The sequence below is a fragment of the Delftia sp. SD018 genome, assembly GCF_017355445.1.
Classification (GTDB): Bacteria; Pseudomonadota; Gammaproteobacteria; order Burkholderiales; family Burkholderiaceae_C; genus Comamonas; species Comamonas acidovorans.
Genome location: NZ_JADDRN010000004.1, coordinates 71,417 through 96,529 on the forward strand (window position 1 = coordinate 71,417; position 25,113 = coordinate 96,529).

Below are 25,113 nucleotides of genomic sequence, written 5' to 3' on the forward strand. Positions count from 1 at the left end.
TCATTGCGGCGTGGGCAGTCCTGTGGGCAGCGTCATGCGCACCCGGGGCGTGGTGCCCGGCAACGCCGCTGCTGCAGGCGCTGCAGGGCCCGCGCGTTCGCGCCCGCCCTGCAGCTGCTCGTAGATGCCGAGCACGGCCTTCACGTAATTGCGGGTTTCCTGGAAGGGAGGGATGGCCTGGCCCGCGCGCCGCACGGCGCCCTCGCCGGCGTTGTAGGCGGCCAGCACCAGGTCCAGCCGGCCGGGGAACAGCCCCATCAGATGGTTGAGGTAGCGCGCGCCGGCCGGCACGTTGACGGCCGGATCGGCCAGTTGCTGCTGCACGCTGCGCTGGCGGCTGGCCTCCACGCCGAAGCGCTGGGCCGTGGCCGGCATCAGCTGCATCAGGCCGACCGCCCCCTTGGGCGAGATGGCCTGCGCGTCAAAGCCCGACTCGACGGCGATCACGGCCTTGAGCAGGTCGTAGTCCACGCCCGTGTGGTCCGCCGCCTTGCGCAGATGGCCGCGCACGCTCTTGTAGCGCGGCGAGATGTCGAAGAAGCTTTGCAGCCGCGTATGCGCCTGCAGCCTGCGGCCGGCATCGCCGCTGCCGTCAGCGTCGGCAGCGGCCTCGGCCTGCACCATCGGGGGCTTGAGCCCCTGCTCGGTGCTGTCATAGACCGAGCCGCGAAAGTACAGCCTGTAGCGCTCGTCCAGCGCCTCGGCAGCGAAGTGCGTGATGCCGCGCTCGTCCACGAAGGCCCAAAGATCGGCATGCGCCGGCCGCGCCAGCCCCCACAGCGCCAGGGCCAGGCCCAGCGCCGCCAGCGCGCGCACCCCGGCGCCGCGCGCCGGGTGCGGGCGGTGCTTGAGGGCGGCGCGGGGCACAGTCATGGGTCAGATGTCGACTTCAATGGCGTCGCCATGGAGCTCCATGAGCTCGCGGCGCGCTGCGGCCTCGCCCTTGCCCATGAGCTTGGTGACGACCTGCTCGGCCGCCGCGAAGTCCAGGTTCATGAACTGCACGGGCAGCAGGCGGCGCGTGTCGGGGTTGAGCGTGGTCTCCCACAGCTGCTCCGCATTCATCTCGCCCAGGCCCTTGAAGCGGCTGATCTGGCATTTCTCGCGCGGCACGCCGTCCTTGGCCGATTTGTCTAGGATGGCGGTCAGCTCGCCCTCGTCCAGCGCGTACATCTTGGCCGCAGGCTTCTTGCCGCGCGCAGGCACGTCCACACGGAACAGCGGCGGCAGCGCCACATGGATGTGGCCGGCCTCGATGAGCTTGGGGAAATGGCGGAAGAACAGCGTCAGCAGCAGCACCTGGATGTGCGAGCCGTCCACGTCGGCATCCGAAAGAATGCAGACCTTGCCGTAGCGCAGGCCCGACAGGTCGGGCGTGTCGTTGGGGCCATGCGGGTCCACGCCGATGGCCACCGAGATGTCATGGATTTCGTTGTTGGCGAACAGCCGGTCGCGGTCCACTTCCCAGGTGTTGAGCACCTTGCCGCGCAGGGGCAGCACGGCCTGGGTTTCCTTGTTGCGGCCCATCTTGGCGCTGCCGCCGGCCGAGTCGCCCTCGACCAGGAAGACCTCGTTCAGGCTCAGGTCGCGGCTTTCGCAATCGGTGAGCTTGCCCGGCAGCACGGCCACGCCCGAGCCCTTGCGCTTTTCGACCTTCTGGCCCGCCTTCTGGCGGGTCTGCGCGGCCTTGATGGCGATCTCGGCCAGCTTGCGGCCCCATTCCACGTGCTCGTTGAGCCACAGCTCCAGCGCGGGGCGCACATAGCCGCTGACCAGGCGCACGGCATCGCGCGAGTTCAGGCGCTCCTTGATCTGGCCCTGGAACTGCGGGTCCAGCACCTTGGCGTTGAGCACATAGCTGGCGCGCGCAAAGACGTCATCCGGCATGAGCTTGACGCCCTTGGGCAGCAGCGAGTGCATCTCGATGAAGGCCTTGACCGCCTGGAACAGGCCGTCGCGCAGGCCGCTGTCATGCGTGCCGCCAGCGGTGGTCGGGATCAGGTTGACATAGCTTTCGCGCAGCGGTGCGCCGTCTTCGGTGAAGGCCACGCACCAGGCGGCGCCCTCGCCTTCGGCAAAGCTGTCGTGGTGGCGGTCGGCAAAGCCCTCGCCCTCGAACAGGGGGATGACCGCCTCGCCATGCAGGCTTTGCTGCAGGTAGTCGCGCAGGCCGCCCTTGAACTGCCAGGTCTGGGTGTCGCGCGTCTTCTCGTTGACCAGGGTCACCGAGACGCCGGGCATGAGCACGGCCTTGCTGCGCAGCAGGTGCATCAGCTCGCCCATGGGCAGCTGGGGCGATTCGAAATAGCGGGCATCGGGCCACACGCGCACGGTCGTGCCCTGCTTGCGTTCGCCCGCGGCCAGCGGCCGCGACTGCAGGGGCTCGACCACGTCACCGCCCGAGAAGGCGATGGTGGCCACCTTGCCCTCGCGGTGGATGCAGGCCTCAAGGCGCGTGGCCAGCGCATTCGTGACCGAGACGCCCACACCGTGCAGGCCGCCCGAGAAGCTGTAGGCGCCGCCCTTGCCCTTGTCGAACTTGCCGCCCGCATGCAGCCGCGTGAAGACCAGCTCCACCACGGGCGCCTTTTCCTCGGGATGCATGCCGAAGGGGATGCCCCGGCCGTCGTCTTCGACGCTGTAGGAGCCGTCGGAATGCAGGGTGAAGCGGATTTTCTTGCCGAAGCCGGCCAGTGCCTCGTCGGCCGCGTTGTCGATCACCTCCTGCAGCACATGCAGGGGGTTGTCGGTGCGCGTGTACATGCCGGGACGCTGCTTGACGGGCTCAAGGCCCTTGAGCACGCGTATCGAGCCTTCGGAGTATTCGCTGGCGGAAGTGGGAGATGGTTTGACTGCCATGGGGGCGGATTGTAGTGCGCGGCCCGGCTCAGTGCTGGATGCATTCACAGTCATTGACATTGACTATCCCGAAAAAGCCGCTGCCATCAAGGGCCGCGCTGGCGCATGGGCGACCCAAGCGGCACAGCGCAAAACCCGGAGTTTCGCTAAAGTTTGCCGCATGCAAAAAAACAACCAACCCATGTCCATGGTGCAGATACTGCTGTGCGGGGGCGCAGTCGTGACGCTGTCCATGGGAATCCGCCACGGCTTCGGCCTGTGGCTGCAGCCCATCACCCAGGAGATGGGCTGGACGCGCGAGTCCTTCGCGCTGGCCATCGCCATCCAGAACCTGTCCTGGGGCGTGCTCGGCATCTTCGGCGGCATGCTGGCCGACCGCTTCGGCGCCTTCCGCGTGCTCCTGGTGGGCGCGCTGCTGTATGCGCTGGGCCTGGCCGGCATGGCCATGGCGCCCACGACAACCTGGTTCGCTCTGACGGCCGGCGTGGTGATCGGCGCAGCCCAGGCAGGCACCACCTATGCCGTGATCTACGGTGTGCTGGGCCGCCAGATTCCCGTGGCGCGGCGCAGCTGGGCCATGGGCGTGACGGCGGCGGCGGGTTCCTTCGGCCAGTTCTTCATGGTGCCCGTGGAAGGCAGCCTGATCGCGAACTTCGGCTGGTCCAACGCCCTGCTGCTGCTGTCGCTGTGCGCGCTGATGATCATTCCGCTGGCCTTCGGCCTGCGCGAGCCCGGCTTCCAGGCCGGCAACGCCCGTCCCGTGCGCGACCAGAGCGCGGGCCAGGCCGTCGCCGAAGCGCTGCGCACGCCCAGCTTCGTGCTGCTGACGGCCGGCTACTTCGTCTGCGGCTTCCAGGTGATGTTCATCGGCGTGCACATGCCCAGCTACCTCAAGGACTACGGCCTGGCACCGCAGGTGGCCAGCATCTCGCTGGCGCTGGTGGGGCTGTTCAACATCGTTGGCACCTACGTGGCCGGCAACCTGGGCCAGCGCCTGCCCAAGCGCTACCTGCTGTCCACCATCTACTTCACGCGCTCGGTGGTGATCGTGCTCTTCCTGCTGGCGCCGCTGACGCCCTGGTCGGTCTATATCTTCTCGGCCGCCATGGGCCTGCTGTGGCTGTCCACCGTGCCGCTGACCAATGCCACCGTGGCCCAGATCTTCGGCGTGCAGCATCTGTCCATGTTGAGCGGCATGGTGTTCTTCAGCCACCAGGTGGGCAGCTTCCTGGGCGTCTGGCTGGGCGGCTATCTCTATGACCACACGGGCAGCTACCAGGTGGTCTGGTACCTGGCCATCGGCCTGGGCGTGGCCGCCGGCCTGCTGAACCTGCCCATCCGCGAAGCCCCCGTGGCACGGTTGCGCGCAGCCCAGGCCGCTGCCTGACATGACGACATCCATGACGACATCCACCAGGCCCCGCCCACGCATCCTGCGCAGGCTGGCGCTGTGGGCCGCCGTGCTGCTGGTGCTGGGCCTGGTCTTCATGCTCTACCTGCAGCCGCAGTTCATGCTGGGCATGGCAGACCAGATCTGGGCCTGCTTCTGAAATGGAAGCGGCAGCGGCGAAGGCCTGCCGGCACAATGTCGGCCGCTTTCACTTTATTTCCAAAATTGCACATGCACGCAGCCACGCCGCCCTCGTCCTGGATCCAACGCTGGTCGCACCTTCTGGCGCCCCAGGCCTCGGTGCTTGACGTGGCCTGCGGCCCCGGCCGGCACATGCGCTGGTTCCATGCGCGTGGCCACGCCGTCACCGGCGTGGACCGCGACGCCCAGGCCCTGGCCGGCCTGCAGGGCGTGGGCGAGCTGCTGTGCGCCGACATCGAAAACGGCCCCTGGCCCCTGCCCGGCCGGCAGTTCGGCGCCGTGGTCGTGACCCACTATCTGTGGCGCCCGCTGTGGCCGGCGCTGCTGGACAGCGTGGCCCCCGGCGGCGTGCTGCTGTACGAAACCTTTGCCCAGGGCAATGAGGCTTTCGGCAAGCCTTCCCGCCCCGATTTCCTGCTGGCGCCCGGCGAGCTGCTGCAGGCCTGCGCGGGCTGGCACATCGTGGCCTACGAGCACGGCCAGCTGGGCGAGCCCGATCGCATGGTCCAGCGCATTGCGGCACTGCGCCCCGATGCAACAGGCCGGGAACCCGTGGCCATGCTGGCGCATCAGAAGGCGTCAGGCTCTGCAATCGCCTGAATCCCTACAGGCGCCCGCCTTGGGCCTGCCTCCGACACTCGTTAGAATGATCCTTTCCCGTTTTTTCTTGCGGACATGACATCCTCCTCCGTCGCTCTCACTGGCAGCATCGTTGCCCTCATCACGCCCATGCACGAGGACGGTAGTGTTGACTACCCGGCGCTGCGAAAACTCATCGATTGGCATGTGGCCGAAGGCACGGACTGCATCGGCGTGGTGGGAACGACAGGTGAATCCCCCACCGTCAACGTGGAGGAGCACTGCGAAATCATCCGCGTGTCCGTCGAGCAGGCCGCGGGCCGCGTGCCCGTGATGGCCGGCTGCGGCGCCAACAGCACGCACGAGGCCATCGAGCTGGCCCGCTACGCCAAGAAGGTCGGCGCCGACAGCCAGCTGCAGGTCGTGCCCTACTACAACAAGCCCACGCAGGAAGGCCAGTACCAGCACTTCAAGGCGATTGCCGAAGCGGTGGGCGACCTGCCGGTGGTGCTCTACAACGTGCCCGGCCGCTCCGTGGCCGACATGCAGCACGACACCGTGCTGCGCCTGGCGCAGATCCCCGCCATCATCGGTATCAAGGAAGCCACGGGCAACATCGAGCGCGCCCAATGGCTGATCCGTGAAGTGCCCAAGGACTTCGGCGTGTACTCCGGCGATGACCCGACCGCTGTGGCCCTGATGCTGTGCGGCGGCCATGGCAACATCAGCGTCACGGCCAACGTGGCGCCACGCCTGATGAGCGATCTGTGCAAGGCGGCCCTGGCCGGCGATGTGCGCACCGCCATGGACATCCAGCTGCGCCTGATGCCCGTGCACAAGAACCTCTTCGTCGAGGCCAACCCCATTCCCGTCAAGTGGGCCGCAGCGCGCCTGGGCCTGTGCGGCCCGGCCATGCGCCTGCCGATGACACCTCTGAGCAAGAACCTGGAAGCCACCGTGGAAGCCGCCCTGGGCTCCGCTGGCCTGCTGTGAGGCGCCCCGCCCCACCGACCGAACGCACCAAGGATATTCGCGTGAAACAGCCCATTGCACGTCTGAGCCTGCTGAGCCTGGCCATCGGCCTGACAGCCTGCACGACCACGTTCCAAGAGAGCAAGATCGACTACAAGAGCGCCGGCAAGCAGCAGGCGCCCACCCTGGAAGTTCCCCCGGATCTGACCCAGCTGTCCACGGATTCGCGCTATGCCGTGCCCGGCGGCGTGGTCTCCGCCGCAGCCATGGAAGCCAACTCCAAGGCGCAAAAGCCCAGCGAAGGCCGCACGGCCACCGTTGCAATGGGCGATGTGCGCATCGAGCGCAACGGCGAACAGCGCTGGCTGGTGATCAAGCGCCCGGCCGACCAGCTGTGGGAGCCCGTGCGCGACTTCTGGCTGGAAAACGGCTTCATCTTCACCACCGAAGACCGCCAGCTGGGCATCATCGAGACCGACTGGGCCGAGAACCGCGCCAAGATCCCGCAGGACGTGATCCGCAAGACGCTGGGCAAGGTCTTCGACGGCCTGTACTCCACCAGCGAGCGCGACCGCTTCCGCACACGCCTGGAGCGCTCGGCCGACGGCTCCACCGAGGTCTACATCACGCACCGCGGCATGCAGGAGGTCTACACCAGCGCCCAGAAGGACCAGACCATCTGGCAGCCGCGCCCCTCCGACCCGGAACTGGAAACCGAATTCCTGCGCCGCCTGATGGTCAAGCTCGGCGTGAGCCAGGAGCAGGCCGATGCCGTGGCCAAGGCCAACACCACCACGGCAGCCGCCACCGGCAGCGTGCGCATGGAATCCGCCAACGGACAGCCCGTGCTGCAGATCGACGAAGGCTTTGACCGCGCCTGGCGCCGTGTCGGCGTGGCCCTGGACCGCACGGGCTTCACCGTGGAGGACCGTGACCGCAGCCGCGGCATCTACTTCGTGCGCTATGTCGCGCCTGACGCCAAGGTCGAGCCCAAGGGCTTCTTCGGCAAGCTGTTCAGCCGCTCGCCCGATGCGGCCGCGCCGGTCAAGTACCAGATCCAGGTGCGCAGCGAAGGCGACAAGTCCACCGTCACCGTGCTCAACACCCAGGGCCAGCCCGAGACATCGGCCAATGCCCAGCGCATCGTGCGCGTCATCACCGACGACATGAAGTAAGCAAGCCTCTTTTCGGGCCTTGGGGCGGCAGCGTCCGCCCTTGGCTTGCAGCCACCGCGCAGTCATTTGCCGGTGGCTTTTTTACTGGACCAAAGCAAAGCGAAGACGAAAAAAAAACCGCAGCCCGAAGGATGCGGTTCTTTCGCGACAGAGGCCGAAACCTCTGCCATCGGCGAGGGCCGAATTACTGCTTGGTGGCTTCCTTGGCGGCAGCGTCGGCAGCAGCCTTGGCGGCGTCTGCAGCGGCAGCGTCAGCAGCGGGAGCAGGTGCTGCAGCGTCGGCGGCAGGCGCTGCGGGAGCAGCAGCGTCGGCGGCGGGAGCAGCAGGAGCTTCTGCGGGAGCGGGAGCTGCCGGTGCGGGAGCTTCAACGGCGGGTGCGGGAGCGGGGGCCGGAGCCTCTTCCTTCTTGCCGCAAGCGGCCAGAGCTGCAGCAGCGATCACAGTAGCCAGGATCAGAGAGTTCTTCATCACAGTTTCCTAGAGAGTAGGTAAGAAGACAGTACACAGGAGGGGCCCCGCCACTTGCGCCACCGGATGCGGGCAACCGGTACGCGGCGGCCAGGCCACGTCAAACACATTCATTCGACTTGGAGCGAATTATAGGGAGATTTTTTCGAGGCTGACTGAAACTGACAACCTCTGAACAATTCCGCACAAATCCTCTTGCCAAGTCCGAATGGGGCAGCAAGAAGCTGCCTTGGCGTCCACTGTGTAACAAAACCAGGTTGCTGTCAATTTACTGACGAACCCAAGACAATTCTTTACAAATCTATCGGAGTCCGCCTTGAATCAGCAGAACGCTGTCAACGGTGAATGCCCGAACTTAGCATGACTGCGTCACAGCGTCTACCCAGTTCAGGACAGCGGCCCGCCTCGCACCCAGCCGGCGTCAAACCAGGAGGACAGCAGCTCCAGCGCGTCATCGCTGGCCTTGGCCAGATCGGCGCGTGACAGGGCGCGCGTATCGGCCAGCTTGCGCATCAGGGTGGCATCGCGGCCACCGGCCAGATAGCTTTCGCCGTTGATGAAGATGTGTTTTGCGTCATACATCATGCGCGTGCGACGGTCGAGGACCACGCTCTCGAACATGCCGTGTTCCTCGCCATGCTCGAACCAGACATTGGCCTTGGGCTCGGTCATGTACTCGCCCAGAGCGCGCTCCAGCGCCAGCGGCTCGGCCAGCGCGCGCTCCAGCGCCTTGCGCGCGAAGTCGTGCAGGCTCGACGGAATCTCGCCCGGGGCCTCGACGGCGGGCTGGTCGGGATCGCGGTAGACCATGGGCGCTTCGGGCTCATCGGGCTCGTCGGACATGCGCAGCAGCAGCTCGCGGGCCAGTTCGTCGCGCGCGGGCGAGCGAAAGCCGATGGAGTAGGTCATGCACTCGCCCTCGGCGATGCCGTCATGGGCCCACTTGGGCGGCAGGTAGAGCATGTCGCCGGGCTCGAGCACGAACTCCTCCTCGGGCTCGAAATTCGAGAGCACCTTCAGCGGCACATCGGGCTGCAGCGACAGGTCCTTCTGGCGGCCGATGCGCCAGCGCCGGCGGCCATGCGCCTGCAGCAGGAAAACGTCGTAGCTGTCGAAATGCGGGCCGACGCCGCCCTGGTCGGTGGCAAAGCTGATCATCAGATCGTCCAGCCGCGCCTCGGGCACGAAGCGGAACTGCTGCATCAGCTGGTGCACGCCGTCGTCGTGCAGGTCCACGCCCTGCACGAGCACGGTCCATCCGGGCTTTTGCAGCGAGGGCAGGCTGCGGCGCGACAGCGGGCCGTGGCTGAGCTTCCAGTGGCCACCGTCCTGCTGCTGGATCAGGCGCGACTCCACACCGTCCTCGCCTGCCATGGCCAGCAGCCTGGCGCGGGGAATCAGGGGCTTGAAGCCCGGGATTGCCTGGCGCACCAGCAAGGGCTTCTTGTGCCAGTGGCGGCGCATGAATTGGGAAGCGGTAAGCCCGCCCAGCAGGGCAAGCGGTGTGTTGGTGTCCATGAAATGGTCCGAAGTGAGCGAAGAGACAGGGCGGCATTGTCCTATGCGGGCATTGCCCTGTCCTGGCGCCAGCGCAAGCTGCCCCGCAATGGCTTCGTGGCAGTCAGCCGGCCGGCTTGCGCATGGCCCTGAAATCCGAGGGCGACAGGCCCGTATAGATCTTGAAAGCGCGGCTGAAATGCGCGGTGCTGCCAAAGCCGCAATCCATGGCGACCTCGGTGATGGTGCGCTGCGCCTGGGCGGGCTGCAGCAGCTCGCGCATGCACAGCTCCAGGCGGCTGTGCTGTATGAAGGCGCCCAGGCTGGTCTGACTGTCCGCAAAGGCGTTGTGCAGGTGGCGCTTGCTGCAGTTGAGCGCGGCGGCCACCGACTCCACCGACAGGCCCGGGTCGCGCAGATGGGCCGCCACATGGGCGCGGATGCGGTCCTGCAGCGCCAGTTGCTGCGTGCCTGCCGTGCCCTGCCCGGCCAGTTCCTGCAGCGACAGATGGACCATGTCCACCAGCAGCTCGCCCGCGCGGCGCGCCAGATGCGGCGCCATGCCGGGCAACTCCTGGTAGGTGCTGCGCATGGTTTCCAGCGCGATGCGGGCAATGCCCGAGCTGCCGCCCACATTGCGCCCCATCAGCCCTTCCAGCCGGATGCCCCGGTCCACGATGGCCTGGCGCGGCAGCATCACGATGAGGTGTTCGGACCATTCGGGGTTGGTGACCTCGTACTCCTGCGCCGTGTCATAGATCACCCAGCTGCCCTTGCGCACGCTGGCCTCGCGGTTGTGCTGGCGCACGCTGGCCACGCCCTCCCAGGGCGCGACGATCTTCAGATAGGGGGACTCATGGGCGCGCAGGCCCTGCATGCTGCGCATGACGCGGTGGCGGCCCGCCTCCAGCCGGGTCAGCACTACATCGCCGGCATTGGCCACGCGCACATGGCCTTCGAACAGGCGATCGCCATAGACATCGGTATCCAGGCCCGCAAACAGGCGCGACATCCAGGCGTGCCAGGCCGACGCCGTCTCGTCGGGCGGCAGTCCGTCGGTGCTCAACACCATGGCATCGGTCATGTGCGGTCTCTCCTGCTCGCCGCACGGGTGAAGGATCTGTGTGCGGCCATGGACGTGATTATGGGAAAGTGCAGGCCCATCGCGCCCCATGGCTTTCCCCGCGGACAGCCAGGACAAGGGTAAACCCCGGAGCCTGTGCACGATCCGTCATGCGCTTTGTGCGCGCAGCGGGCTGCCTGTGCCATCGCCTGCTTCTACGATGACGGGCACGCCCGGCTACGCCAACGCCCAGGCCACAACCGCATACCAAGGAGACAGTCATGATCGAACAAACCATGCTTATCGCAGGCCAGGCCGCACAGGCCGGCAATGGCGCCACCTTCGAGCGCCGCAATCCGCTGGACGGATCGGTGGCCACGCGCGCCCCGGCCGCCACGCCCGAAGATGCCGTGCGCGCCGTCGAGGCCGCGCAAAAGGCCTTCCCCGCCTGGGCCGCGCTGGGTCCGACCGAGCGCCGCCAGATGCTGATGAAGGCATCGCAGGCGCTGGAAGCCAAGACCGAGGCCTTTGCCGCCGCCATGGCCGCCGAGACCGGCGCCTCGGGCATCTGGGCCGGCTTCAACGTGCACCTGGCCGCCAACATGTTCCTGGAGGCCGCCTCGCTGACCACCCAGATCAACGGCCAGATCATTCCCTCTGACGTGCCCGGCAGCCTGGCAATGGCCGTGCGCCAGCCCGCCGGCGTGGTGCTGGGCATTGCGCCCTGGAATGCGCCCGTCATCCTGGCCGTGCGCGCCATTGCCACGCCGCTGGCCTGCGGCAACACCGTGGTGCTCAAGGGCTCGGAACTGTGCCCCGCCACGCACGGCCTGATCATCGAGGCCCTGCAGGAAGGCGGCCTGCCGCCCGGCGTGGTCAACTTCGTGACCAATGCGCCCGAAGATGCCGGTGCCGTGGTCGAAGCTATGGTGGCCCACCCGGCCGTGCGCCGCGTGAACTTCACGGGCTCCACGCGCGTGGGCCGCATCCTCGGCCAGACCTGCGCCAAGTACCTCAAGCCCGCCATCCTGGAGCTGGGCGGCAAGGCGCCCTTCGTGGTGCTGGACGATGCCGACATCGACGCCGCCGTGGCCGGCTGCACTTTCGGTGCCTTCGCCAACTCGGGCCAGATCTGCATGTCCACCGAACGCATCATCGTGGACGAGTCCGTGGCCGGCGATTTCCTGGACAAGCTGGTGGCCCGCGCCACCTCGCTGCCACTGGGCGATCCACGCAAGGGCCCCGTGGTGCTGGGCTCGGTGGTGGATATGGCCACCGTGGAGCGTGCCAACCGCCTGATCGACGACGCGCTGGCCAAGGGCGCAAAACTGCTGTGCGGCGGCAAGGCCACCAACACCCTGATGGCCGCCACGCTGATCGACGGCGTCACGCCCGAGATGGACATCTTCCGCGAGGAAACCTTTGCCCCCGTCAAGGCCATCGTGCGCGTGCGCGGCGAGGAGCAGGCCATCGCCATGGCCAATGACAACGAATTCGGCTTGTCCTCGTCCGTCTACACCCGCGACACCGCACGCGGCTGGCGCGTGGCCGCGCGCATCGAGGCCGGCATCTGCCACGTCAACGGCCCCACCGTGCATGACGAGGCACAGATGCCCTTTGGCGGCGTGAAAAACTCGGGCTACGGCCACTTCGGCGGCCAGGCAGGCATCGACGCCTTCACCGAGACGCGCTGGATCACCATGCAGACCACCCCCCGCCACTATCCGTTCTGATCGGCAGGACTCGCCGCCCGGCCTGCGCAGCAGCCGGGCAGCCGTGGGAAAATCGCGCCAACGCGGCCGCCGGCACGCCTTCGTCAAACACGGGCGCGCGCGGCGGTCTTTCTTTTTCCCCACTGCGGCATGGGCCGCACAAGCTGCACACCATGGAAATCACAGAACAATGCGTGGTCGCTCTGACCTGGACCCTCAAGGACACCCTGGGCGAGGAACTGGACGTGCTCGATGAGCCCGTGGAGTTCCTGGTCGGCGGCGACGATCTGCTCAAGCGCATCGAGGAAGCCCTGCAGGGCCACGGCCAGGGCAAGACCCTGGACCTGCACCTGGAGCCCGAGGAAGCCTTTGGCGACTACAACGAAAGCCTGATCTTCCTGGAGCCGCGCGCCCTGTTCCCGGCCGAGCTGGAGGAAGGTATGAGCTTCGAGGCCAGCGCCCTGCCCAAGGGCTGCAGCGCCGTGCAGCCCGACCTGCTCTACACCGTCACGGAAATCTATCCCGAGCATGTGGTGCTGGACGGCAACCACCCGCTGGCCGGCATTGCGCTGCGCCTGCACCTGAAGGTCGAAGGCGTGCGCGAAGCCACCGAGGAAGAAGTCGGCCGCGGCTCGGCCGGTACCGGCTTCTTCCGCATCCAGCCCATGGCGCCGGGCAACGACACGCTGCACTGAAATTGCCGCGCTGAAATGGCAAAGGGCTCCCTGCGGGGAGCCCTTTTGCATGGAGCGAGCCTGGTACTCAGCGAATCAGCTGGTTGTTGTCTACGCGCACGCTCTCGCCTATGCGCAGCTGCGGATTGTTCTGGTAGTCGAACACGCGCGTACTGCCGTCGTTCAACTGCACGGTGACGCGGTAGACATCGCGCAGGTCGCCAGGGCCGGTGTTCTTCTCGATGGCATTGCCCGCCATGGCACCGCCCACCACGCCCGCAATGGTGGCGATGTCGCGCCCACTGCCCTTGCCCACCTGGCGGCCCAGCACCCCGCCGACCACGCCGCCCACCACGGCCCCGGCGCCTATGCCCGAGCCGCCAATGCCGCTGGGCTGCTGGATCTGCACCAGTTGCACATTGGTCACGCGCCCCTGCTGCGCATAGCCACCGCCGCCCGGGTAGGCCGTGCCGGGCTGGCCGCCGTTGGGATAGCCACCGCTGGGGTAGCCGCTGGTCGGATAGCCGCCGGCTGGATAGCCACCGGCAGGGTAGCCGCCACCCGGGTATCCGCCCTGCTGGGGGTAGCCCGCGCAGGCGCTGAGCATCAGCGCGGCAATGCAGCCGGCGCCCATGGCGCTCAAGCGATGAATGGAAGGCATGAGAATCTCCTGTGTACTGTCCGTGGATCGATCAAGGGCAGCCACCGGACCGGCCGGCGGCTGCATACCGCTTCAACGTCCCAGGCCGCATGCCTGCCGACCGGACAGAACACTTGCTGACAAAAATCAGCCTGCCCGCCCGGCCTCAATTGCGTGCGCGGATGCTGAGCACGTTGCCGTTGTTGCCATCGACGTAGAGCTTCACAGGGCGGCCATCGCCAGTCTGGCCTTTGACCTGGTAGAGGCCGTCCTCCCACTCGATCTCGCGCAGGTCGCGGTAACCCAGGACCTCCATGCGTTCGAAGACTTCGCGGATGCTCAGGCCCGGCCCCTGGAAGGCGCCGCGCACGGAGGCCACCGTGGTGGCCACGGCCTCGCCGGCCTGTACGGTCACGGATGGCCCGCCCGTGGCGGCTGCCTGGGCCTGCACCTGGGCGACCAGCCCGGCAGTGGCGATCAGAACAATGCCCAGGCCCGTCAGGCCATGGCGTGCAGCGCGGGAAATCAGTTGTCGGATGGAAGGCATGAGGTTCTCCTTGGCATGTGAAGGTCGGCGACTGGGCCGGCGATTGGGTCGGCGATTGGGCTGGCGATGCATCTGAAAAGGCCGCATCTGCCGGCTGCTGCGCCTTCGTTTCCGTTGGATTGCGACGGCGTGCAGCCATTGTTCGATGCAGGCCATGAACGCAGGCTGAAGCAGCCGTTCATCCGAGGTTCATCCACGCTGGGCTATAAAGTTTTCCATGCCCACTCCATCCTTCTCCATTCCTCGCAGGTCCTGGATGCTGCTGGCCGCACTGCTGCTGATGGCGGCGGCCCTGGCCTCCTGGACCACGCCCTCGGATGCCGGCGACAGCGACCATGAACTCGCTCGCCAGGCCCTGCAGCAAGGCCGCGTGCTGCCGCTGCGCACCGTGCTCGACCAGGTCGAGCGCGACTACCAGGGCCAGGTCATCAAGGTCGAGTTCGAGCATGACGACGGCCGCTTCATCTACGAGATCCGGCTGCTGCAATCGGGCGGCCGCGTGGCCAAGCTCAAGATCGATGCACGCGATGGCAAGGTGCTGAGCTTCAAGCGCAAGGACTAGACGCAGATGCGAATCCTCGTGGTGGAAGACGAGCCCACGCTCTGCGGGCAACTGGTACAGGCCTTGCAGCAGGCAGGCCATACAGTGGAGACGGCCGCGGACGGCGCAACGGCCCAGTACCTGGGCGAGGTCGAGGAATTCGACGCCGCCGTGCTGGACCTGGGCCTGCCCGTGCGCGACGGGCTCACCGTGCTGCGCGCCTGGCGTGCGCAGGGCCGGGTCATGCCGGTGATGATCCTCACGGCGCGCGGCGCCTGGCATGAGAAGGTGGCCGGCATGGATGCCGGCGCCGACGACTATCTGGCCAAGCCCTTCCACATGGAAGAGCTGATGGCCCGCCTGCGCGCCCTTCTGCGCCGGCTCAGCCCGCACGCCAGCGCCCAGTGGCAATGCGGCCCCATCGTGCTGGACTCGCGCCATGCCCGCGTGAGCGTCGCCGGCCAGCCGCTCACGCTCACCAGCCATGAATTCAAGGTGCTGGCCCTGCTGATGCAGCGCGTGGGGCAGGTGATATCGCGCACCGAACTGTCAGAACACATCTACCCGCAGGACAGCGACCGCGACTCCAACACCATCGAGGTCTTCGTCGGCCGCCTGCGCAAGAAGCTGCCGGCCGGCAGCATAGAGACCGTGCGCGGCCTGGGCTACCGGCTGGTGGAAGGCGCGCCCGTTGCATGAACGCGCCACAGGAAAGACAGGTATCCCGGCTCGGTGATTCGCTGCGCCTGCGCCTGCTGGCCGGCACGCTGGCCTGGGTGCTGGCGGCCGTGCTGCTGGCCGGCTGGGGGCTGCGCGGCCTGTTCCGCGACCACATCGCGCAGCAGTTGCAGGCGCAGCTGGTGCTGCAGCTCGACCAGCTCAGCGCAGCCGTCAACAGCCTGCCCGGAGGGCGCATCGAAGTCGGGCTGGCCGTGGGCGATCCGCGCCTGGCGCAGCCGCTGTCGGGCCTGTACTGGCAGATCGACCAGGTGAGCGATGGCGCGGGTCCGCACGAGAAGGCCGGCTTGCTGCGCTCTCGTTCGCTGTGGGACCAGACGCTGGACTGGCACCAGTTCCGCGCCGATGCCGGCCGCCCGGATGAGCACCACGAGGACACGGCGCTGAACACCGGCATGCTGCCCGATGGCCAGGGCCACCAGCTCGTGGCCGTGGCACGCCCCCTGCAATTGCCCGAAGCCGACGCGCCGCCGCTGCGCCTGATCGTTGCGGCCGACAGCGCCCTGCTGGCCGAACCCATGCAGCGCTTCACCACCATGCTGATCGCCGCACTGGGAACGCTGGCGGCCGGGCTGGTGCTGGCCGTGGTGCTGCAGCTGCGCCTGGCGCTGCGGCCGCTGCAGCTGCTGCGCAAGGGCCTGTCCGACGTGCGCAAGGGGGCAACGCCGCGCCTCGAAGGCCGGTTCCCGCAGGAACTGCGCCCCCTGGTGCAGGAATTCAACCATGTGCTGGATGTGAACGCCGACATGGTGCAGCGCGCGCGCACGCAGGCCGGCAACCTGGCCCATGCGGTGAACACGCCGCTGTCCATCCTCGGCAATGCCGCCGCGCAGGAAGGCGGGGCGCTGGCCGAACTGGTCCGCGAGCAGGTCGCCAGCGCCAGCCGCCAGGTGGACCACCATCTGGCACGCGCCCGCGCTGCGGCCCGCCAGGCCACAGGCCTGCGCACTCCGCTGGAGCCGCCGCTGGCCTCGCTGGTGCGCACCATGGAGCGGCTGCACGCCGGCCGCGGCATCCGCTTTGCGCTGAAGGGCGATGCGCAGCCTTGGGACTTTCTGGGCGATGGCCAGGACCTGATGGAAATCCTGGGCAACCTGCTGGACAACGCCGGCAAGTGGGCGGCCCAGGCCGTGAGCCTGGAAGTCCAGGGCCTGGAGCACGATCAGGCCGGCGGCCCCTTGCTGCTGACAGTGGACGATGACGGCCCCGGCATCGAAGACGCCGACCTTGGCCGCATCTTCGAGCGCGGCGAGCGCCTGGACGAACGCAGGCCCGGCGCAGGCCTGGGCCTGGATATCGTGCGTGACCTGGTGCAGACCTATGGCGGCAGCATCGCGGCCAGCCGCTCACCGCTGGGCGGCCTGCGCATGCAACTGCGCCTGCCGGGGGCAAAAAGACAGGCGTGACGGCATGAGCCGCGCAGCAGCGGCTCTGTGCCCTCTCAGGGGCCTTTCAGTGTCCTCTCAGCGCACGCAGCACCTGCACCAGGGTGTCTGCCTGGGGAAACAGCCAGTCGGCCAGCGCGCCAAGCGCCACGGCGGCCACCAGTGCGCCCAGCACCGGCTTCCAGCTCAGGCGCAGCGCGGCCAGCAACCAGCCTTCGCGCTCCACCACATAGAGCGTGCGCGCCATCAGCAGCGCAAAGGCCACCTCCACCGCCACGGCCAGGAACAGGTCAGCCCCAAAGACCAGCCACAGCAGCGACCCTGCCCCCGTGACCGCGACCAGCAGCGCCGCAAACACCAGCAGCACGGGGACCAGGACGACGGCGCCGTCGTCCAGCCCATCGATGCCCGGCAGATCAAAGCCTTGCGAGGCCGAGGAAGCGGCCTCGGACATGGCGCCGCCGTCATCCCAGCTGCCACTGGAGCCACCGCCGCCATACGAGCCGCCCTGCCCGCTGTCGAATCCGCCAGCTTCCAGCGTGCGGGCCGGTGAAGAACCGCTGCCGCCGGGCGTCACATCGGGAACATCGGACACCTCCCAGTCGCGGCGCAGCATGCATTCGGCCCACAGGCGCAGCAGCAGCAGGTACAGCAGATAGCCGCAGGCCAGGGCCACGCCATAGCGCAGCGCCATGCTGTGCATGCCCGCGTGCAGCAGGCCCAGGCTCAACAGCGACATGCCGGCCAGGCTCAACCCGCCCGTCAGTGCCGCATGCAGCCGCAGCCAGTGGCGCTGCTGCAGGCGGCGGCGCATGCGGTCTTCCTGCGTCAGCATCACGCGCGTCCATGACGCGGATGGGCGGTGGCGCGTGCGCCGGGATGGCCTGGCCATGCGGATTCCTCCCTGGAGCGATGCCCGGGCAGCGCGGCTGCGGGCGTTTTCTGGCTGAGCGCCTTATTGCTTGCCTGTAGAGCCGTAGCCGCCCGCGCCGCGCTCGGAAGCCGACTCGAACTCCTCGACCACATTGAAGCTGGGCTGCACCACGGGCACGATGATCAGCTGGGCCAGGCGGTCCATGGGCTGCAGCGTGAAGGCCGTGGTCGAGCGGTTCCAGGCGCTGACCATGAGCTGGCCCTGGTAGTCGCTGTCGATCAGGCCGACCAGGTTGCCCAGCACGATGCCGTGCTTGTGGCCCATGCCCGAGCGCGGCAGGATCATGGCCGCGTAGCCGGGGTCCTTGAGGTACATGGCCATGCCCGTGGGCACCAGTTGCCATTGGCCGGGCTCCAGCGTCAGCGGTGCATCGATGCAGGCGCGCAGGTCCAGGCCCGCGCTTCCCGGCGTGGCGTAGGCGGGCATGTTCTCGCGCAGGCGCGCGTCAAGGATCTTGATATCAACGTTCATGGAAACAATCTGGGGAGCGCCTCACGGCAGGCTCTCTTGAAAAGCAAAGCGCGCATTGTGCCCCGCGCCGTCACCCGGACGACTTGAGCCCGCTGCGAAAGCCTTTGACGATGGCATTGATGATGGTGAGCAGCAGGATGAAGGGGCCGATGCCCGGAATCACCACGGCCAGGATCAGGCCGATCACGATACCCAGCAACTGGCCCGGACCTATCTTGAAGACCGTCTTCTTGACGGCCTTGGCGGCGGAGGACGCCTGGGCTTGCTGTGCCCGCGCCGCCTGCCGGCCGCGATCGGCCCTGCCACCATTCCTGTCGCCTGCAGATGGCTGGCGCCCCGGCAGGGCGGGCACCGAAGCCTGCTGCGCGGCGATGCGCGCCTTCTCGGCCGCAGCCTGCACCTGCTCGCGCACGCGCTCGACCACGGACTGGGACTGCGCGCCCGGCGTGGCCACCGCATCGGTGAAATCGCTGCGTCCCTGCGCCATCCAGCCGTGGGCCGCAGAGCGGTACAGGGGGCTGGCGCGCAGCAGCTCATCCACATAGCGCACATAGTCGCCGTGGCGGGGGCCTTCGTAGGTGTTCTGTGACATGCGGGCCTTCGGTGGTGTCAACGGACGGGCGGCAGGCGCCGGGCGATCTCGGCCACCAGCTGGCGCGCCAGCAGGGACTTGGAGGCGTGCGGCAGCTCCATGGTGCCAGCCTCGTCGATCAGCAGCAGGGCATTGTCATCCCGCCCAAAGGTTGCGGGTCCGATATTGCCCACCAGCAGCGGCACCTGCTTGCGCAGGCGCTTGGCGCTGGCGTGCTGCAGCAGGTCATGGCTTTCGGCAGCGAAGCCCACGCAGTACAGCCGGCCGCTGCGCGCAGGCTCGGACTGCGCGGCGGCCGCCAGGATGTCGGGGTTCTCGACGAAGGTCAGCGTAGGGGTCTGGCCCGAGCCGTCCTTCTTGATCTTCTGGTCTGACGCCGTGGCCGGGCGCCAGTCGGCCACGGCCGCCGTGGCGATGAACACGCCGGCTTGCGGCAATTGCTGGTGAACGGCGTCAAACATCTGCTGCGCCGATTGCACATCGATGCGCTGCACGCCGCGCGGCGTGCGCAGGTGCACGGGCCCGGCCACCAGGGTCACCTGGGCGCCCGCCTCGCGCGCGGCGCGCGCAATGGCAAAGCCCATTTTTCCGCTGGAATGGTTGGTGATGCCGCGCACGGGGTCGATGGCCTCGAAGGTCGGGCCCGCCGTGACCAGCACCTGGCGGCCCTGCAGCAGCTTGGGCGTGAAGAAGGCAGCCAGCTCCTCCATGATTTCCTCGGGCTCCAGCATGCGGCCGTCGCCCACCTCGCCACAGGCCTGGTCGCCAGTTCCCACGCCCAGCACCAGCGCACCGTCGGCCGCCACCTGCGCCAGGTTGCGCTGCGTGGCCGGGTGCGCCCACATCTCGCGGTTCATGGCAGGCGCCAGCAACAGGGGCACGCGGTCCATGGGGCGCGCCAGGCACATCAGGCTCAGCAGCTCGTCGGAACGGCCCTGCACCAGGCGTGCGATGAAGTCGGCGCTGCAGGGCGCGATCAGCATGGCATCGGCCTCGCGACTGAGGTTGATGTGGGGCATGTTGTTGGGCTCGCGCGCGTCCCACTGCGAACCATAGACCGGACGGCCCGACAGCGCCTGCATGGTCACCGGCGTGATGAACTGCTCTGCCGCCTCGGTCATCACCACCTGCACGGTGGCCCCGGCCTGCACCAGCAGGCGCACCAGCTGGGCAGATTTGTAACAAGCCACGCCTCCGGAGAGGCCGAGCACCAGATGTTTACCTGCGAACACTTCAGTCATGGCGCGCAATTTAGCAGAGCCGGAGCATCCGAGCAGCCCCGCGCGGCGCGGCGAATTCGGCGGCGCATCTATAATCCTGCTTTACCACCACCAATAAAAGACATGACCAAATTTGTCTTCGTCACAGGCGGTGTGGTGTCTTCCCTGGGCAAGGGAATCGCCTCAGCCTCCCTTGCTGCGATCCTCGAATCGCGCGGCCTCAAAGTCACCCTCATCAAGCTGGATCCCTACATCAACGTGGACCCGGGCACCATGTCGCCCTTCCAGCACGGTGAAGTGTTCGTGACCGATGATGGCGCCGAGACCGATCTGGACCTTGGCCACTACGAGCGTTTCATCGAAACGCGCATGAAGCAGTCCAACAACTTCACCACCGGCCGCATCTACCAGAGCGTTCTGGAAAAGGAGCGCCGCGGCGACTACCTGGGCAAGACCGTGCAGGTGATCCCGCACGTGACCAACGAAATCCAGGAGTACATCAAGCGCGGCGCCGGCCTGGGCACGCCTGACGCTGTCGATGTCGCCATCTGCGAAGTCGGCGGCACGGTGGGCGATATCGAGTCCCTGCCCTTCCTCGAAGCCGTTCGCCAGCTGGCCCTCAAGCAGGGCCCCAACAACACGGCCTTCGTGCACCTGACCTACCTGCCCTGGATTGCCACGGCCGGCGAGCTCAAGACCAAGCCCACGCAGCACACCGTGCAGAAGCTGCGCGAGATCGGCATCCAGCCCGACGCCCTGCTGTGCCGCGCGCAGCACCAGGTGCCGGAAGAGGAGAAGGAAAAGATCTCGCTGTTCACCAACGTTCCCGAGTGGGGCGTGATCTCCATGTGGGACGTGGACACCATCTACAAGGTGCCCCGCATGCTGCACGAGCAGGGCCTGGACGGCCTGATCTGCGACAAGCTGCGCCTGAACACGCCGCCTACCAACCTCAAGCGCTGGGACGACCTGGTCCATGAGACCGAGCACCCGCAGGGCGAGGTCAAGATCGCCATGGTCGGCAAGTACGTCGAGCTGTCGGACGCCTACAAGTCCGTCAACGAGGCGCTCAAGCACGCCGGCATGCAAAGCCATGTGGCAGTGAAGATCACCCACGTCGATTCCGAGACCATCAGCGACGCCAATGCGCGCGACAAGCTCTCGCAGTACGACGCCATCCTCGTGCCCGGCGGCTTCGGCTCGCGCGGCGTGGAAGGCAAGATCTCCACGGCCCGCTACGCCCGCGAGAACAAGGTGCCCTACCTGGGCATCTGCCTGGGCATGCAGGTGGCCACCATCGAATACGCCCGCCACGTGGCCGGCCTCGAAGGCGCCAACTCCACCGAGTTCGACCCCAAGTCTGCCAACCCCGTGATCGCCCTGATCACCGAGTGGAAGGACGCCGACGGCACGGTCAAGACCCGCGACGAGAACTCCGACCTGGGCGGCACCATGCGCCTGGGCGCGCAGTCCTCCGACGTGCAGGCCGGCACGCTGGCCCACAGCATCTACGGTGATGTGGTCACCGAGCGCCACCGCCACCGCTACGAAGCCAACGTCCAGTATCTGGACCAGTTGCGCGAAGCGGGCCTGGTGATCTCGGCGCTGACGCAGCGCGAGCAGCTGACCGAGATCGTCGAGCTGCCCAAGGAAGTTCACCCCTGGTACATCGGCGTGCAGTTCCACCCCGAGTTCAAGTCCACGCCGTGGAGCGGCCACCCGCTGTTCAATGCCTTCGTGAAGGCTGCGATCGAGCGCCAGAAGGCGCCGCGCAAGTCCTGATCCCGCACCGCCGCCCACCATTTCCCAAGGAATCCCCACCATGAAACTCTGCGGCTTCGATGTCGGCCTCGACCGGCGCTTCTTTCTCATTGCAGGACCCTGCGTCGTCGAGTCCGAACAGCTGCAGATGGACGTGGCGGGGCATCTCAAGGAAATCACGGCGGCCCTGGGCATCCACTTCATCTTCAAGAGCAGCTACGACAAGGCCAACCGCAGCTCGGGCGCCAGCTTTCGCGGCCCGGGCATGGACAAGGGCCTGGAGATCCTGGCCAAGGTGAAGAAGGACCTGCAGGTCCCCATCCTGACCGACGTGCACACCGAGTCCGAAATCCCGGCCGTGTCCCAGGTCGTGGACGTGCTGCAGACGCCGGCCTTCCTGTGCCGCCAGACCGACTTCATCCGCGCCGTCGCCCAGTCGGGCCGGCCGGTGAACATCAAGAAGGGCCAGTTCCTGGCCCCGCATGACATGAAGAATGTCATCGACAAGGCCCGTGCGGCTGCAAAGGAAGCCGGCCTGCCCGAGGACAGCTTCATGGCCTGCGAGCGCGGCGCCAGCTTCGGCTACAACAATCTGGTCTCGGACATGCGCAGCCTGTCCATCATGCGCGAGACCGGCGCGCCCGTCGTCTTCGACGCCACGCACAGCGTGCAGCTGCCCGGCGGCAACGGCACCAGCAGCGGCGGCATGCGCGAGATGGTGCCCGTGCTCTCGCGCGCGGCAGTGGCCGTGGGCGTGGCGGGCCTGTTCATGGAAACCCATCCCAACCCTCCCTGCGCTCTCAGCGACGGCCCCAACGCCGTGCCGCTCAAGCACATGAAGGCCTTGCTCGAAACCCTGGTCGCGCTCGACGACGTGACCAAGAAGAACGGCTTCCTCGAAAACGACTTTGGAGTCTGACCCATGGCCAGCGGCTACATCATTGCGTCCGTCACCGTCACCAAGCCCGAGCAGTACGAGGAATACCGCAAGTGGAGCACCGAGGCCATGCGCGTGCATGGCGCCGAAGTCTGCGTGCGCGGCGGCAAGGTCGAAGTGCTCGAAGGCGACTGGAACCCCGGCCGCACCGTGATCCTCAAGTTCCCCAGCTTCGAGGCCGCCCGGGCCTTCTACGACACGCCCGAGTACCTGCGTGCCCGCGAGGCGCGTGAAGGCGCATCCATCATGCGCATGGTCTGCGTGGAAGGCGTCTGACGGCCAGCCACCCCGGCTCGTCAAGAGCGCAGCGCATACAAAGCCATACAACCAATTTGTGCACAATAGCCGCCGCCCGATCGCAGATACTGCGCCGCGGAGCACGGCTGTGCCCGGTGGCACGGCAGCCAGCCACGCCATCGACCACCCATACCGCTTGCCCGGCAAGCACCAGGGCGCAACCTCACCGGAACCCGCCTGCACACCGATTTCAAAAACCGCAAAGGAAATGCCATGAGTGCAATCGTTGACATCGTAGGCCGCGAAGTGCTGGACAGCCGCGGCAACCCCACCGTCGAATGCGACGTGCTGCTGGAATCGGGCGTGATGGGCCGTGCCGCCGTGCCTTCGGGCGCGTCCACCGGCTCGCGCGAAGCCATCGAGCTGCGTGACGGCGACAAGAGCCGCTACCTGGGCAAGGGCGTGCTCAAGGCCGTCGAGCACATCAACACCGAGATCTCCGAAGCCGTTCTGGGCCTGGACGCCTCCGAGCAGGCCTTCCTGGACAAGACCCTGATCGACCTGGACGGCACGGACAACAAGGGCCGCCTGGGCGCCAACGCCATGCTGGCCGTCTCCATGGCCGTGGCCCGCGCCGCTGCCGAAGAAGCCGGCCTGCCGCTGTACCGCTACCTGGGCGGCATGGGCGGCATGCAGCTGCCCGTGCCGATGATGAACGTCATCAACGGCGGCGCGCACGCCAACAACAGCCTGGACCTGCAGGAATTCATGATCATCCCCGTGGGCGCGCCTTCGTTCCGCGAAGCCGTGCGCTGGGGTGCCGAAGTCTTCCACGCGCTCAAGAAGATCATCCACGACAAGGGCATGAGCACGGCCGTGGGCGACGAAGGCGGTTTTGCGCCTTCCGTGGAAAACCACGAAGCCGCCATCCAACTGATCCTGCAGGCCATCGAAAATGCAGGCTACAAGGCCGGCGAACAGATCGCTCTGGGCCTGGACTGCGCCGCCAGCGAGTTCCACAAGGACGGCATGTACGTGCTGGCCGGTGAAGGCAACCTGACGCTGACCGCCACCCAGTGGACCGACATGCTGGCCGGCTGGTGCGACAAGTACCCCATCATCTCCATCGAGGACGGCATGGCCGAAGGCGACTGGGATGGCTGGAAGATCCTGACCGACCGCCTGGCCGCCAAGGTCCAGCTGGTGGGCGACGACCTGTTCGTCACCAACACCAAGATCCTGAAGGAAGGCATCGACAAGAAGATCGCCAACTCCATCCTGATCAAGATCAACCAGATCGGCACGCTGACCGAAACCTTCGCCGCCATCGAAATGGCCAAGCGCGCAGGCTACACGGCCGTGATCTCGCACCGCTCGGGTGAAACCGAGGATTCGACGATTGCCGACATCTCGGTGGGCACCAATGCCGGCCAGATCAAGACCGGCTCGCTGAGCCGTTCGGACCGCATCGCCAAGTACAACCAGCTGCTGCGCATCGAGGAAGACCTGGGTGACATCGCCCACTACCCCGGCCGCGAGGCTTTCTACAACCTGCGCTGAAAAGCGTTAGGCTTGCAAGCCATCCGGCCTGCAAGCCTTTTTCCTTTCCGCAACATCTGCTGCCATGGTCAACCGCGTCGTCCCCCTTGTCCTGCTCGCCCTGCTCGCCGCCGTACACGCGCAGCTGTGGCTGGGCCATGGCAGCGTGGCCTACGTCAAGGAACTGCAGCAGCAGATCCACGACCAGAACGTGGCCAATGCCCTGGAAAAGGCCGAGAACGACCGCCTGGCCTCCGAGGTCAACGACCTCAAGGACGGCCTGGCCATGGTCGAGGAAAAGGCCCGCAGCGAGCTGGGCATGGTCAAGCCCAACGAGATCTTCGTGCAGATCGTGCGGCGCTGAGGGTTGGGATTTCCTGCATCAGGGCCGGCTTCATGCCGGCCTTGTGCTTTTGCAACAAGGCGCCTGCACCCCTTAACCGGGCCTGCGCGCAAGCCGAGACAGGTACTTGGACACAGACCGCTTGCCCCCGCCCCCTGTGATTCTTCTGGGATCGCCGCCCGCGCTCGCGCTTTCCATGGCCCATGCACTGCGCCAGGCCTGGCGGCACCACGGAGCATCTCCTGCTGACTGGCAATGCCTGGCGGCCGAGCCGGGGCAGTGTCTGCCGGAACATGGGGCCGTCTACCTGCTGGGACTGGATTGGAGAGCCTCCGTCACCGAGCACGAAGGAGTGAGCAATGGCCCTGCCGCTCAGCTCCAGCATTGGCGCGACCAATTGCAAGGCCAGTCGCGCGACTACGTGGTGCTCTACGGCAATACCGCCCGGCAATGGCAACAGCTGGCCGAGTCGCTCAGGCTCAAGGCTCCGCAAATGGACTGGTCCTGGCTGCCCGCAAGCCCCGCGCAACGCAGCGCGCGCCTTCGCCCCTACGGCTGCGAGCAATGCAGCGACCCGGACTGCGAGCGGCGATTGTTCGACGCGCTGCGCAGCGGGCGGGACTGACTCCGAGCGTAT

The 25,113-nt window shown here is 67.1% G+C and carries 27 protein-coding genes; 16 read left to right on the plus strand and 11 right to left on the minus strand.

Annotated features, from left to right (window positions below):
* Together INR38_RS06325 and INR38_RS06330 are read right to left on the minus strand one after the other, a co-directional pair.
* Complete coding sequence (locus tag INR38_RS06325; RefSeq protein ID WP_207441854.1) at positions 1-873, minus strand: lytic transglycosylase domain-containing protein; 873 nt, start codon at positions 871-873, stop codon at positions 1-3.
* 3 nt (positions 874-876) lie between these two features.
* Positions 877-2,859, minus strand: coding sequence for a DNA topoisomerase IV subunit B (locus INR38_RS06330; RefSeq protein ID WP_012206884.1), 1,983 nt, complete (start codon positions 2,857-2,859; stop codon positions 877-879).
* Positions 2,860-3,040: 181 nt separating this feature from the next.
* Here INR38_RS06330 and INR38_RS06335 point away from each other — a divergent pair, with 181 nt between their 5' ends.
* The 5 genes from INR38_RS06335 (at position 3,041) to bamC (ending at position 7,176) form a co-directional block, all read left to right on the plus strand.
* Positions 3,041-4,246, plus strand: coding sequence for an MFS transporter (locus tag INR38_RS06335; RefSeq protein WP_192366902.1), 1,206 nt, complete (start codon positions 3,041-3,043; stop codon positions 4,244-4,246).
* Between the two features lie 13 nt (positions 4,247-4,259).
* Positions 4,260-4,409 (plus strand): hypothetical protein, encoded by a 150-nt coding sequence (locus INR38_RS06340; protein WP_013801118.1) that lies wholly within the window; start codon positions 4,260-4,262, stop codon positions 4,407-4,409.
* Positions 4,410-4,480: 71 nt separating this feature from the next.
* Positions 4,481-5,050, plus strand: coding sequence for a class I SAM-dependent methyltransferase (locus INR38_RS06345; protein WP_097201610.1), 570 nt, complete (start codon positions 4,481-4,483; stop codon positions 5,048-5,050).
* A gap of 75 nt (positions 5,051-5,125) precedes the next feature.
* On the plus strand, positions 5,126-6,022 hold the full coding sequence (gene dapA, locus INR38_RS06350) for a 4-hydroxy-tetrahydrodipicolinate synthase (RefSeq protein WP_012206888.1): 897 nt from the start codon (positions 5,126-5,128) through the stop codon (positions 6,020-6,022).
* 41 nt (positions 6,023-6,063) lie between these two features.
* Positions 6,064-7,176 (plus strand): outer membrane protein assembly factor BamC, encoded by a 1,113-nt coding sequence (gene bamC / locus INR38_RS06355; RefSeq protein ID WP_013801116.1) that lies wholly within the window; start codon positions 6,064-6,066, stop codon positions 7,174-7,176.
* A 184-nt stretch (positions 7,177-7,360) separates the two neighbouring features.
* Here the strand turns inward: bamC and INR38_RS06360 are convergent, their stop codons facing one another.
* The 3 genes from INR38_RS06360 to INR38_RS06370 all read right to left on the minus strand — a co-directional run bounded on the left by INR38_RS06360 (position 7,361) and on the right by INR38_RS06370 (position 10,226).
* The gene (locus INR38_RS06360) at positions 7,361-7,645 is read right to left on the minus strand and encodes a hypothetical protein (RefSeq protein ID WP_012206890.1); all 285 of its coding nucleotides are present in this window, start codon (positions 7,643-7,645) and stop codon (positions 7,361-7,363) included.
* Positions 7,646-8,032: 387 nt separating this feature from the next.
* Entirely contained in the window at positions 8,033-9,163 is a 1,131-nt protein-coding gene (locus INR38_RS06365) for a cupin domain-containing protein (protein WP_013801115.1), read from the minus strand.
* Between the two features lie 103 nt (positions 9,164-9,266).
* Positions 9,267-10,226 (minus strand): helix-turn-helix domain-containing protein, encoded by a 960-nt coding sequence (locus INR38_RS06370; RefSeq protein ID WP_207441855.1) that lies wholly within the window; start codon positions 10,224-10,226, stop codon positions 9,267-9,269.
* Positions 10,227-10,486: 260 nt separating this feature from the next.
* Between INR38_RS06370 and INR38_RS06375 the strand changes: the two genes are divergently transcribed.
* A complete protein-coding gene (locus tag INR38_RS06375; protein ID WP_017404385.1) occupies positions 10,487-11,938 on the plus strand; it encodes an aldehyde dehydrogenase in 1,452 nt (483 codons plus the stop codon).
* Between the two features lie 152 nt (positions 11,939-12,090).
* Positions 12,091-12,612 (plus strand): FKBP-type peptidyl-prolyl cis-trans isomerase, encoded by a 522-nt coding sequence (locus INR38_RS06380; RefSeq protein ID WP_207441856.1) that lies wholly within the window; start codon positions 12,091-12,093, stop codon positions 12,610-12,612.
* Between the two features lie 67 nt (positions 12,613-12,679).
* On the opposite strand, the gene INR38_RS06385 is transcribed toward INR38_RS06380, so the two are convergent.
* The gene (locus INR38_RS06385) at positions 12,680-13,252 is read right to left on the minus strand and encodes a glycine zipper 2TM domain-containing protein (protein ID WP_043819177.1); all 573 of its coding nucleotides are present in this window, start codon (positions 13,250-13,252) and stop codon (positions 12,680-12,682) included.
* A 145-nt stretch (positions 13,253-13,397) separates the two neighbouring features.
* A complete protein-coding gene (locus INR38_RS06390; RefSeq protein WP_017404382.1) occupies positions 13,398-13,778 on the minus strand; it encodes a PepSY domain-containing protein in 381 nt (126 codons plus the stop codon).
* A gap of 256 nt (positions 13,779-14,034) precedes the next feature.
* Here INR38_RS06390 and INR38_RS06395 point away from each other — a divergent pair, with 256 nt between their 5' ends.
* The 3 genes from INR38_RS06395 to INR38_RS06405 are packed head-to-tail and all read left to right on the plus strand — an operon-like array spanning position 14,035 to position 16,463.
* Positions 14,035-14,340 carry a PepSY domain-containing protein gene (locus INR38_RS06395; protein ID WP_012206897.1) on the plus strand — a complete coding sequence of 102 codons (306 nt, stop codon included), beginning with the start codon at positions 14,035-14,037 and terminating at the stop codon, positions 14,338-14,340.
* A 6-nt stretch (positions 14,341-14,346) separates the two neighbouring features.
* Entirely contained in the window at positions 14,347-15,018 is a 672-nt protein-coding gene (locus tag INR38_RS06400) for a response regulator transcription factor (RefSeq protein ID WP_207441863.1), read from the plus strand.
* Positions 15,015-16,463 (plus strand): sensor histidine kinase, encoded by a 1,449-nt coding sequence (locus INR38_RS06405; RefSeq protein WP_207441865.1) that lies wholly within the window; start codon positions 15,015-15,017, stop codon positions 16,461-16,463. The genes INR38_RS06400 and INR38_RS06405 overlap by 4 nt, the downstream gene beginning before the upstream one ends.
* A 46-nt stretch (positions 16,464-16,509) precedes the next feature.
* On the opposite strand, the gene INR38_RS06410 is transcribed toward INR38_RS06405, so the two are convergent.
* The 4 genes from INR38_RS06410 to coaBC form a co-directional block, all read right to left on the minus strand.
* Positions 16,510-17,334 (minus strand): hypothetical protein, encoded by an 825-nt coding sequence (locus INR38_RS06410; RefSeq protein WP_207441866.1) that lies wholly within the window; start codon positions 17,332-17,334, stop codon positions 16,510-16,512.
* 63 nt (positions 17,335-17,397) lie between these two features.
* Complete coding sequence (gene dut / locus INR38_RS06415) at positions 17,398-17,847, minus strand: dUTP diphosphatase (RefSeq protein ID WP_034396440.1); 450 nt, start codon at positions 17,845-17,847, stop codon at positions 17,398-17,400.
* 70 nt (positions 17,848-17,917) lie between these two features.
* Positions 17,918-18,439, minus strand: a complete 522-nt coding sequence (locus tag INR38_RS06420) for a hypothetical protein (RefSeq protein WP_017404377.1) — start codon at positions 18,437-18,439, stop codon at positions 17,918-17,920.
* A 17-nt stretch (positions 18,440-18,456) separates the two neighbouring features.
* Positions 18,457-19,680 (minus strand): bifunctional phosphopantothenoylcysteine decarboxylase/phosphopantothenate--cysteine ligase CoaBC, encoded by a 1,224-nt coding sequence (gene coaBC, locus INR38_RS06425; RefSeq protein WP_013801106.1) that lies wholly within the window; start codon positions 19,678-19,680, stop codon positions 18,457-18,459.
* Between the two features lie 102 nt (positions 19,681-19,782).
* On the opposite strand from coaBC, the gene INR38_RS06430 reads away from it, so the two are divergent.
* The 6 genes from INR38_RS06430 (at position 19,783) to INR38_RS06455 (ending at position 25,101) form a co-directional block, all read left to right on the plus strand.
* Positions 19,783-21,441, plus strand: a complete 1,659-nt coding sequence (locus INR38_RS06430) for a CTP synthase (protein WP_071956573.1) — start codon at positions 19,783-19,785, stop codon at positions 21,439-21,441.
* 40 nt (positions 21,442-21,481) lie between these two features.
* The gene (gene kdsA, locus INR38_RS06435; RefSeq protein ID WP_012206905.1) at positions 21,482-22,339 is read left to right on the plus strand and encodes a 3-deoxy-8-phosphooctulonate synthase; all 858 of its coding nucleotides are present in this window, start codon (positions 21,482-21,484) and stop codon (positions 22,337-22,339) included.
* 3 nt (positions 22,340-22,342) lie between these two features.
* Positions 22,343-22,633 carry a DUF1330 domain-containing protein gene (locus INR38_RS06440; RefSeq protein ID WP_012206906.1) on the plus strand — a complete coding sequence of 97 codons (291 nt, stop codon included), beginning with the start codon at positions 22,343-22,345 and terminating at the stop codon, positions 22,631-22,633.
* Positions 22,634-22,867: 234 nt separating this feature from the next.
* Entirely contained in the window at positions 22,868-24,154 is a 1,287-nt protein-coding gene (gene eno, locus INR38_RS06445) for a phosphopyruvate hydratase (RefSeq protein ID WP_013801103.1), read from the plus strand.
* Positions 24,155-24,218: 64 nt separating this feature from the next.
* On the plus strand, positions 24,219-24,497 hold the full coding sequence (gene ftsB, locus INR38_RS06450) for a cell division protein FtsB (protein WP_012206908.1): 279 nt from the start codon (positions 24,219-24,221) through the stop codon (positions 24,495-24,497).
* Between the two features lie 175 nt (positions 24,498-24,672).
* Entirely contained in the window at positions 24,673-25,101 is a 429-nt protein-coding gene (locus tag INR38_RS06455; RefSeq protein WP_099733031.1) for a hypothetical protein, read from the plus strand.
* The last annotated feature ends 12 nt before the right edge of the window (positions 25,102-25,113 follow it).

Bases quoted from the DNA above. Each gene is read 5' to 3' on its own strand.
- INR38_RS06395 (WP_012206897.1), top strand. From the start codon at position 14,035: ATGCTGCTGGCCGCACTGCTGCTGATGGCGGCGGCCCTGGCCTCCTGG.
- INR38_RS06455 (WP_099733031.1), top strand. From the start codon at position 24,673: ATGGCCCATGCACTGCGCCAGGCCTGGCGGCACCACGGAGCATCTCCT.
- INR38_RS06440 (WP_012206906.1), top strand. From the start codon at position 22,343: ATGGCCAGCGGCTACATCATTGCGTCCGTCACCGTCACCAAGCCCGAG.
- coaBC (WP_013801106.1), bottom strand. From the start codon at position 19,680: ATGACTGAAGTGTTCGCAGGTAAACATCTGGTGCTCGGCCTCTCCGGA.
- INR38_RS06390 (WP_017404382.1), bottom strand. From the start codon at position 13,778: ATGCCTTCCATCCGACAACTGATTTCCCGCGCTGCACGCCATGGCCTG.
- INR38_RS06360 (WP_012206890.1), bottom strand. From the start codon at position 7,645: ATGAAGAACTCTCTGATCCTGGCTACTGTGATCGCTGCTGCAGCTCTG.
- INR38_RS06400 (WP_207441863.1), top strand. From the start codon at position 14,347: ATGCGAATCCTCGTGGTGGAAGACGAGCCCACGCTCTGCGGGCAACTG.
- ftsB (WP_012206908.1), top strand. From the start codon at position 24,219: ATGGTCAACCGCGTCGTCCCCCTTGTCCTGCTCGCCCTGCTCGCCGCC.
- kdsA (WP_012206905.1), top strand. From the start codon at position 21,482: ATGAAACTCTGCGGCTTCGATGTCGGCCTCGACCGGCGCTTCTTTCTC.
- dapA (WP_012206888.1), top strand. From the start codon at position 5,126: ATGACATCCTCCTCCGTCGCTCTCACTGGCAGCATCGTTGCCCTCATC.
- eno (WP_013801103.1), top strand. From the start codon at position 22,868: ATGAGTGCAATCGTTGACATCGTAGGCCGCGAAGTGCTGGACAGCCGC.
- INR38_RS06430 (WP_071956573.1), top strand. From the start codon at position 19,783: ATGACCAAATTTGTCTTCGTCACAGGCGGTGTGGTGTCTTCCCTGGGC.
- dut (WP_034396440.1), bottom strand. From the start codon at position 17,847: ATGAACGTTGATATCAAGATCCTTGACGCGCGCCTGCGCGAGAACATG.
- INR38_RS06375 (WP_017404385.1), top strand. From the start codon at position 10,487: ATGATCGAACAAACCATGCTTATCGCAGGCCAGGCCGCACAGGCCGGC.
- INR38_RS06365 (WP_013801115.1), bottom strand. From the start codon at position 9,163: ATGGACACCAACACACCGCTTGCCCTGCTGGGCGGGCTTACCGCTTCC.
- INR38_RS06325 (WP_207441854.1), bottom strand. From the start codon at position 873: ATGACTGTGCCCCGCGCCGCCCTCAAGCACCGCCCGCACCCGGCGCGC.
- INR38_RS06370 (WP_207441855.1), bottom strand. From the start codon at position 10,226: ATGACCGATGCCATGGTGTTGAGCACCGACGGACTGCCGCCCGACGAG.
- INR38_RS06380 (WP_207441856.1), top strand. From the start codon at position 12,091: ATGGAAATCACAGAACAATGCGTGGTCGCTCTGACCTGGACCCTCAAG.
- INR38_RS06405 (WP_207441865.1), top strand. From the start codon at position 15,015: ATGAACGCGCCACAGGAAAGACAGGTATCCCGGCTCGGTGATTCGCTG.
- INR38_RS06410 (WP_207441866.1), bottom strand. From the start codon at position 17,334: ATGGCCAGGCCATCCCGGCGCACGCGCCACCGCCCATCCGCGTCATGG.
- INR38_RS06330 (WP_012206884.1), bottom strand. From the start codon at position 2,859: ATGGCAGTCAAACCATCTCCCACTTCCGCCAGCGAATACTCCGAAGGC.
- INR38_RS06385 (WP_043819177.1), bottom strand. From the start codon at position 13,252: ATGCCTTCCATTCATCGCTTGAGCGCCATGGGCGCCGGCTGCATTGCC.
- INR38_RS06420 (WP_017404377.1), bottom strand. From the start codon at position 18,439: ATGTCACAGAACACCTACGAAGGCCCCCGCCACGGCGACTATGTGCGC.
- INR38_RS06345 (WP_097201610.1), top strand. From the start codon at position 4,481: ATGCACGCAGCCACGCCGCCCTCGTCCTGGATCCAACGCTGGTCGCAC.
- INR38_RS06335 (WP_192366902.1), top strand. From the start codon at position 3,041: ATGTCCATGGTGCAGATACTGCTGTGCGGGGGCGCAGTCGTGACGCTG.
- INR38_RS06340 (WP_013801118.1), top strand. From the start codon at position 4,260: ATGACGACATCCACCAGGCCCCGCCCACGCATCCTGCGCAGGCTGGCG.